We start from the raw sequence: 8295 nt of genomic DNA, 5'->3' as shown, positions 1-8295 counted from the left end.
CTCAAGAGTATATAGAAGTGTTTCATATATAAAAGATACATGTCCTGATAGTAAAGTTTTAAATTATATATCTATAAAAAGAAAAGATGTATCCGATTTAGATGATAAAATAAATAATTGGATAAGAAAAATAAAAGTAGATATATCTAAATAATTTATTAATATTATGTTAATATTTGCATAAAGAAAAGAAATAGTATACAATTTACATAATAATATAATTGTTATTCGGAGATATATTTATGAAGATAGATAATAGAGTATTGATATCTGATGATGGTCATAGGATGTATACTTATATTTTTACTCCAGACACTCAACCTAAGGCAATAGTACAAATAGTTCATGGACTTGGTGAGCATGCTGGTAGATATAAAGAACTAGCTAGTAAATTGGCAGAGAATGGTTTTTTGGTATGTGCTGATGATCATAGAGGTTTTGGAAGAAGTACGGTTAGTAAAGATGGTATTGGACATATTGCTGATGATAATGGTGCTGATTTAATATTAGGCGATATGAAGCATCTTATGGTTACAGTAAAAGCTGATTATCCTAATATCCCATATTTTATGCTAGGTCATAGTATGGGCTCTTTTTTAACAAGGGGCTTTTTAATAAAATATCATAAAGATTTGAACGGTGCTATTATAATGGGTACTAAGGGAAAACCTAATAAAATAGAAAGTATTGGTAAATTAATAGCAAATATTCAAAAGTCAATTTTTGGAGGAAGGAAGAGGGCTAAACTATTAGATAAATTATCTGTTGGAGGATATGGAAAAAAATATTTCCCTAAAGATAAATCAGATTTAGCTTGGCTTACTTCAGATAAAGAAGAGATTAATAAAGTATTGGAAGATGAGTATTTTGCTAGTAAACCTGCTAGTATAGAAACTTATATACAATTATTTAATTTGATAGATAAGATTTCAGATAAAGATAATTATTCTAATATGAGTAAAGATTTTCCTATACTTTTAATATCTGGAGATAAAGACCCTGTTGGAAATATGGGAAAGGGTGTAAAATGGGTGTATGATATGTATAAATCTTTAGGACTTAATGATATTAATATAAGTTTATATAAAGATGGAAGACATGAAATATTGAATGATGTGCAAAGACATGATGTTATGAATGAAATACTTGAATGGCTTAATGCTCATATCTAAACGAATAAATAAAAGAAAGGAAGTTATGTATTATGGCGAATTTAATTGAGAGATTTAGAGAGCTAGAACCTATAAAAAATAATATAGATTTGGCAATAGAGTCTATAATTAATTGCTATAAAAATGGAAATAAAGTTTTAATAGCGGGTAATGGCGGAAGTGCTTGCGACAGTGAACATATTGCGGGTGAATTATTAAAAAGCTTTGTAAAAAAAAGACCTATAAAAGAAGAGATTAGAAAAGAGCTTTTAAAATTTGAAGAAGGAGAGTATATTGCTGATAATTTGGAATCTCCTCTTAGGGCTATTGCTTTAACTTCGCATATGGGGCTTTCTACAGCATATTTAAATGACAGAGACCCTTATTTAATATTTGCTCAGCAGTTATTAGGTTTTGGGGATAAGGGTGATGTTTTTATTGCTATAAGTACATCAGGCAACGCTAAAAATATTATACATGCTTGTAAAGTTGCTAAGGCTATGGGAATAAAAATAATATCTTTTACTAATAACCATGGCGGTAAGCTTGCAGAGATGGCTGACATTGCTATAAAGGCTCCTTCAAAAGAAACATATATTGCTCAGGAATATCATGAAGCAATTTATCATGAAATTTGTATGAGAGTGGAAGAATATTTCTTTAAAGAAGATAGATAATAATATTTTATAAGGTTTATGAAAATACTTCTAATAAAACAAACTTCTCTTGGCGATGTGCTTCATGCTACACCTGTTATTAGGGCATTAAAGAAATGGCAAAGCGACTGCACTATTGATATAGTAACAGATAAAAGAGCTTTGGGTATACTTGAAAATAATCCATATATTAATAAATTATATGTGCTTGATATATATAAATACGAAAAAGAATTATTTTCATCTAAATTTTTTTCTACAATTAGAGAGTTTTTTTCTCATATTAAAGAAGTGAGAAAAGAGCATTATGATATAGCAATAGATTTACAAGGACTTGAGAGGAGTATTATATTTCTTTATTTGTGCCATTCAAAAAAGAAATTTGCCAAAGGAAAATGGCTTGGAATTAAAAGTAATTATTATAAAGATATTAATGCTATAGTTGGACTTCTTTCTTTTTTAGATTTTATTGACTGCCCAAGTGACGGTACTGATTTAGATTATTTTTTGCCAAGCAATATAGAAGATACTTTTAATAAAAAGATAGAAAGCTTAAATATAAAATTAGATAAAGATTATATAGTATTTTCTCCTTTTTCAAGATGGGATACTAAAGATTTATCGGTAAAAAAATCTAGAGAGATAATTGAAGAGATAAGAAAAATAAGTAAAATACAAATAGTGGTATCAGCAACAAAAGACTATAATGAAAAATGTATTGAAATAGCAAATGGTTTTGAAAATGTATTAAACACATCAAGTTATTTTAATTTAAATGAGTTAGCTTATTTAATAAAAGAGTCATCGGCAATGATTACTGCAGATTCTTTTCCAATGCATACAGGATGTGCTTTTAAAAAACCGCTTATAGCGATATTTGGTCCGACTAGTGAGATTAGGGTAGGACCTATAGCAGAAAACTCTGAAACAATTAGGGTAGAGGGCTTAGAATGTGCAAGATGCTACAAAAGAAAAAACTGCCCAAACAATCATGTATGTATAGAAGATATAGATGCCAAAAAAGTAGCAAATAGAATACTGCAAAAAATAGGCTATTTATAATATTTTTATTGTTGCTGAGTATTGTTTTCTGTTGTTTGCGTGTTATTTTCTATATTGTTTTCAACTGTATTTGCTTCTGTGTTTTGAGCATCTGTTTCTTGTGTAATAGTTTCCTCTATTGTGTTTTCGGTATTTTGTTCAGCAGCATTTCCATCTATATTTGCATTTTCTTCTGTTGCAACATTTTCTGCTTCATTTTCTTCTTGAAGAACTTTTAAATTGTCTATATCTTCTGCCTTAATATTTAAATCCATATTTCTTATTACATTTCTTGCAGTTTCTATATCAACAGTTTCACCTAAAGCATCAACTAATGTAATCTCTGGGTCTTCATTTCTATATTGTTTCATTTCTAATACATAGCCTTCAGTATCTTTTGCTATTGTTGTTTTATTTCTTCCGTCATTTTCTATATCTATTGTAACGCCATTTGCTCTTACTTCATTAATAGTAGTTTTACCGTCTGTTGTAGTTTTTGTAGTAGATGTGCTTCCGTCTGCCTCTGTAGATGTTGTTTCTGTATTACCATAAACATCTTTTATAACAACTATACTGCTTCCATTTGGTTTTATTGTTGTTGTTATACTGCTAGAGTCTGCTGATACTACTTCTGTTACACTGCTTGAATCTTTATTGAGTGTAGTTGTTTCGCTTGAGCCGTCTTGTCTTATTATTCTTTTTATTGTAGTACCATTTGGCATTTTTATTTCGCTTATAGTGTCAGTACCTACAGTGTCAGTAATCACAGTTCCATCAACTTTTTTAGTAACTACTGTGAATGAGCCGTCTTCATTATATGTTTTTGTTATAATGCTTCCATCATCAGTTTTTACATTATAAGAGAAAGTGCCAGCTCCAGCTCCTTGAGAATTTCTCTCTTCAACTCTTCCGTCTGGATAAACTATTTTTAAATTGCTAATTCCATTAGTATCAACTGTAGTAGTGCCTATACTTCCATCAACATAATTAGCAACAACGCTGTAGCTTCCGTCTGGATTTTCTGTTTTTACTATTAAAGCTCCATCGACTCTCTTTGTCTCTGTAACTATATTTCCTAAATTATCTTCTGTTCTTTTTACTTCTGTACCGTCTAAACTTCTGCTATAGAAAAATATTCCACTTTCATCTTTATAATTTGTGGTAATAGAGCCGTCTGACCTCTCTACTACAAATGCTTTATTATTTTCTAAAGTTTTTCTGTTTATAAAAGAGCCATCTGGATATAAAGTATATTCATATATGTCGCCTGCAGATGTTTTAGTGTTAATAGACTTTGAATTATCTATCATGTAAGTTTCTATTCTTTTATCTCCATTTTCTGAAACTATCTCTATTTCTCTTTTTCCATAAGGATATATAGTGTCAGATACTTCATAATTGTTAGAATATATTTTTGTTTTTTCTATTTTTCCATTCTCATAAACTATTTTTACGCCATTAGGATATATTGTCTCTCTTTCATAATCAAAATTTGGAAACACATTTTCTGTAGTAATGCTTCCGTCATTGTTTGTTGTTACTCTATAATTGTTTGTAAAAGGCATAAACTTTATAGATGTATCATTGCTTCTTATAAGAGATATTACTCTCTCTAAAGATTCTCTTTGATAATAATCACTTCCAACATTAGTTAAAAATATTTCATAAGATATTGCTGCATTAGTGATGTCGCCTAAAGTTAAATAAGTATGCCCCATATTAAGATAAGCACTATAGTATAATCCCCAAGTATTATATAAATCAACAGAAGCAACATTAGTTTTTATTGAAATCTCATTTCCATTAGTATCTGTTATATTTGTCATTATCATTATATTTGTTACTATATAAGGATTTTCTTCTGTTATCACATAAGTGGAACCCGTAGCAGTTGAATTGGTTGCGAGAATAGGTGAGTTAGAGTTTGTAGTGTTTTCATTAGTAGATTCTAAATTTGGAGGTAGGGTAGTTGTTGATACTGTTGGGTCTACTACTTCTAACATAAAATTAGTATTAACTTCAAAAATTACAGTTGTGTTTGTGTACTCATATTCATTAGTAAATGTATTAGTTATAATAACATTTGTAAATAATGGAAGTTTTGTAAAAGTATTGTTTATAAGGTTTTTTATGTTTTCATTTGATTGATTTAAATTATTTATGGCATCAGATATATTATCTGTTGTGTTAGTAAAATTAATTGCATTATTTGTAGAGATATTATTAGAGAATATTGCATTAGTTGTAATATTATTTGTATTTAATAAACTATCATTTGACATAACGTCGTTTGATAATGATAAGTTAGTGATATTGTCTGTGTTATTATCATCAAGAATAAAAATTGTGTTTGTTACAATATTTTGTGATACTGTGTAATTAGTTAATACTTCATAATTTAATTTTGCATTATATGGAGAGTAAAGTCTCTCTATTGCTCTATTATACCAAATTAAAGCTTCATCATAATTTTTTAATTGATAATAAGAATTAGCTATATTATTACAAAAAGAATAAGAATCATTAATATCAAAAGCTAGTTTATAATAATTTATAGCATTTTCGTATTGCTTATCTTGAAAATAGCAAGCCCCTATATAATAATAAAGCATATCATTTGTTGATAGAGGTCTTCTTTTAAGATAGAGTAAAAAAGCTTCTCTTGCAAAATTATATTTTTTTTGAAAGAAAAGTTTTTCTGCATTATAAAACTCTCTGTCTATATTTCTTTCATCATTAGGAGCAGCATTTTGAGAGAATATATTTACACAAGTAAAAATCAATATTAAAAATGCTATAGCTATTTTTTTCATAATAATATAATCCTTTTTTCTACTTTTTTAAGGATAATAATATTTAAAACTATTAGTTTTTGATATAGTCAAAATAATGATTAAATAGCGAATAAATTATATATTCACTATATCCTCTAACATTTTTATTTTTATCAAGAACATCATCTAAAAAGTTAAAACTATTTTCATCTGGATTTTCTAAATAGTATAATTTTTCTTTAGATATACTATTTTCTTTTTTTAGTGTTCTTATTAAAGAAAGTTCTTTCTTTTTGTTTCTATTATCCTCTCTGCTAGCATAATAAGAAAGCAGTCTTTTGCTTAGATTTTCAAATACAATTTTATTATATATAACAGCTCTCCTCACATCCATATCAATACTTCCGTCAAAATTATTTAACTCACTATCGAATAAACTAATAGATATAGCAGAACGAATATCGGCAAACACTGCCTTTTCTTCTTTTATCATAAATTTTTTATTAGACATAAAACAGTACTCTTTAATTAAAATATTTTTTTTAATTATCGACAAGAGTAAAATTTAGATTAGATTAAAATTTGACGCAATAAAAAACCCGCCTCCATTAAAGAAAGCGGGTATTAATATTAACTAAATGATTTTTTATTATTTGTTTTTAATAGGGTCATTAGGATTAACAACACCATCTTTAGGTAATTTTCTAGCCCATTGACCAGTGATGAATAATTCTATAACAGCCAATATAATCATTACGATAGCAATACAAGCTAATACATAACCGTCGAAAGTAGCTTTTTTGAAGTTTGTATATACAACTAAACATAAAGCAGAAAGTGTAACAGCAAACATGAATACTAAAGGTATAACATTTTCCCAAGAAGTTCTGCCCTGACGATTTTTAATCCAAGCAGCAACAGCAAGTAATGATAAACCAGCTAATAATTGGTTAGCACTACCGAATATAGGCCATATTCTAGTATATCCATAAAGAGTAAATCCTAAAGATATAAGAACTGTGATAGCAGTAGCAATATAAGGATTAGTAAGTATAGTTTTATGTACTTTACCATCAGCACCAGTATATTCACCTAATTCCTGTATCAAATATCTTCCAATACGAGTAGCACTGTCTAAAGAAGTAAGTGCAAAAGAAGCAAAAGCCAAAGTAACAAAAGTTTGACCTATTCCAAGAGGTACACCAAAAGAAGTCATAAAAGTAGCAACACCTAAAGCAAATCTAGCAGCAGGAGTACCAGTACTTTCTATAGCAGCAACACTCATTAAAGCAACTATAGCAACTATACCTTCTATGAGCATAGCTCCATAACCTACTAATTTAGCATCTTTTTCACTGTTAAGCTGTTTAGAGCTAGTACCAGAACTTACAAGTGAATGGAAACCAGATATAGCACCGCAAGCTACTGTAATGAATAGAATAGGGAATAAATAGTTGCCTTCACTAGGAGTAAAGCTTGTAAATACAGGAGCAGTTACAGCAGGACGCATTATAACTAAACCTAATACACCACCTATAATCATAGCATAGAGTAAGAAAGAAGATAAATAGTCTCTAGGCTGTAATAATATCCAAACAGGCATTAAAGAAGCTAATATAATGTATACAGTCAATATAACTTGCCAAGGAGTTTTTTCTAAAGCAAGGAATGGGAATCTATCAGAAATAAATATAATAGCAGCTAATAATACAACACCTATTATTGTAGAAAGAGCAACATTAACTCCTCTTCTATATACTAAGAAACCAAATAGTAAAGCCAAAGCGATAAATAACATACTAGCAGTACCAGCAGCAGCAGATTCTCTATAAGTATCAACGTTTACAGCAAATGTACTTGCAGTAATGTCTAGGAATGCAGCCACTACCAAACAAATAGTAATGAATGCATAAAGAGTAAACATTATTTTACCTTTTTGACCAACATTATGTCTGATAACTTCACCGATAGATTTACCTTCATGTCTTAGAGAAGCAATTAAAGAACCGTAGTCATGCACTCCACCAAAGAATATACATCCGAAGATAATCCATAAATATACAGGAAGCCAACCAAACATAGTAGCAATAATAGGCCCTGTAATAGGACCAGCACCTGCTATAGAAGAAAAGTGGTGACCTAATAATACTTTAGCATCAGTAGGTACATAGTCTCTTCCGTCTTTTAAAGTATGTGCAGGAGTTTGTCTTGAAGGATCAACACCCCATTTTTTAGCTAAATATGAACCATAGGTTACATAAGCTACAAAAAAGGCTATCATCCCAATGATTAATAATAGAAAAGCATTCATAAAATCTCCTTATATTAATTTTATATTAAAAATCCAAAAGAAGGTTTTTTAATTCCTTTTTTCTCATTTTTGGCAAATAGACATTTTTATCTTTTATAGATACTATTGCATATTCGGTTTCAGACCAACCATGAAACGATAGTTTATAACTTACTCTATAAAAGAATTTTTTTACTATTTTTTCCCATTCTTTTTCTAAAGAAATATCAGTTATAATGATACCTGTGATAATACTTCTTTTATGAAATTTATTAGGGTTTGAAAGGATTGGCGTTAATCTAACCAACATATCTTGAAATTCTTCTATATTTTCTAAAGTGCAGTTCTTTATAAAACGAACAAGCATATGTTCAAATACAGAA

7 protein-coding genes are annotated in these 8295 nt (G+C 29.0%); 3 read left to right on the top strand and 4 right to left on the bottom strand.

Features of this window, described 5'->3' with window-relative positions:
• Nucleotides 1-242 precede the first annotated feature (242 nt).
• The 3 genes from E6A48_RS02680 to E6A48_RS02670 are packed head-to-tail and all read left to right on the top strand — an operon-like array spanning nucleotide 243 to nucleotide 2869.
• Entirely contained in the window at nucleotides 243-1172 is a 930-nt protein-coding gene (locus E6A48_RS02680; protein WP_219708438.1) for an alpha/beta fold hydrolase, read from the top strand.
• Between the two features lie 32 nt (nucleotides 1173-1204).
• Nucleotides 1205-1828 (top strand): D-sedoheptulose-7-phosphate isomerase, encoded by a 624-nt coding sequence (locus tag E6A48_RS02675; RefSeq protein WP_219708437.1) that lies wholly within the window; start codon nucleotides 1205-1207, stop codon nucleotides 1826-1828.
• Between the two features lie 18 nt (nucleotides 1829-1846).
• Nucleotides 1847-2869 carry a glycosyltransferase family 9 protein gene (locus E6A48_RS02670; protein WP_219708436.1) on the top strand — a complete coding sequence of 341 codons (1023 nt, stop codon included), beginning with the start codon at nucleotides 1847-1849 and terminating at the stop codon, nucleotides 2867-2869.
• 5 nt (nucleotides 2870-2874) lie between these two features.
• Here E6A48_RS02670 and E6A48_RS02665 read toward each other — a convergent pair whose 3' ends face one another.
• The 4 genes from E6A48_RS02665 to E6A48_RS02650 all read right to left on the bottom strand — a co-directional run.
• Nucleotides 2875-5661, bottom strand: coding sequence for a tetratricopeptide repeat protein (locus E6A48_RS02665; RefSeq protein WP_219708434.1), 2787 nt, complete (start codon nucleotides 5659-5661; stop codon nucleotides 2875-2877).
• Nucleotides 5662-5713: 52 nt separating this feature from the next.
• Nucleotides 5714-6133 carry a hypothetical protein gene (locus E6A48_RS02660; protein ID WP_014933097.1) on the bottom strand — a complete coding sequence of 140 codons (420 nt, stop codon included), beginning with the start codon at nucleotides 6131-6133 and terminating at the stop codon, nucleotides 5714-5716.
• A gap of 138 nt (nucleotides 6134-6271) precedes the next feature.
• A complete protein-coding gene (locus E6A48_RS02655; RefSeq protein ID WP_219708432.1) occupies nucleotides 6272-7933 on the bottom strand; it encodes a carbon starvation CstA family protein in 1662 nt (553 codons plus the stop codon).
• A gap of 25 nt (nucleotides 7934-7958) precedes the next feature.
• The coding region (locus E6A48_RS02650) for a DUF8052 family protein (RefSeq protein ID WP_475561306.1) at nucleotides 7959-8295 on the bottom strand (337 nt) is incomplete at its 5' end.

Source organism: Brachyspira pilosicoli, from assembly GCF_019402445.1.
In the GTDB taxonomy this organism is placed as follows: domain Bacteria; phylum Spirochaetota; class Brachyspiria; order Brachyspirales; family Brachyspiraceae; genus Brachyspira; species Brachyspira pilosicoli_B.
The sequence above is the reverse complement of the archived record's forward strand: the minus strand, read 5'-3'. Positions and strand labels throughout refer to the sequence as shown.

What these genes read in the sequence shown, in the direction of transcription:
- E6A48_RS02655 (WP_219708432.1), bottom strand. Translation starts at nt 7,933, where the DNA reads ATGAATGCTTTTCTATTATTAATCATTGGGATGATAGCCTTTTTTGTA.
- E6A48_RS02665 (WP_219708434.1), bottom strand. Translation starts at nt 5,661, where the DNA reads ATGAAAAAAATAGCTATAGCATTTTTAATATTGATTTTTACTTGTGTA.
- E6A48_RS02680 (WP_219708438.1), top strand. Translation starts at nt 243, where the DNA reads ATGAAGATAGATAATAGAGTATTGATATCTGATGATGGTCATAGGATG.
- E6A48_RS02670 (WP_219708436.1), top strand. Translation starts at nt 1,847, where the DNA reads ATGAAAATACTTCTAATAAAACAAACTTCTCTTGGCGATGTGCTTCAT.
- E6A48_RS02675 (WP_219708437.1), top strand. Translation starts at nt 1,205, where the DNA reads ATGGCGAATTTAATTGAGAGATTTAGAGAGCTAGAACCTATAAAAAAT.
- E6A48_RS02660 (WP_014933097.1), bottom strand. Translation starts at nt 6,133, where the DNA reads ATGTCTAATAAAAAATTTATGATAAAAGAAGAAAAGGCAGTGTTTGCC.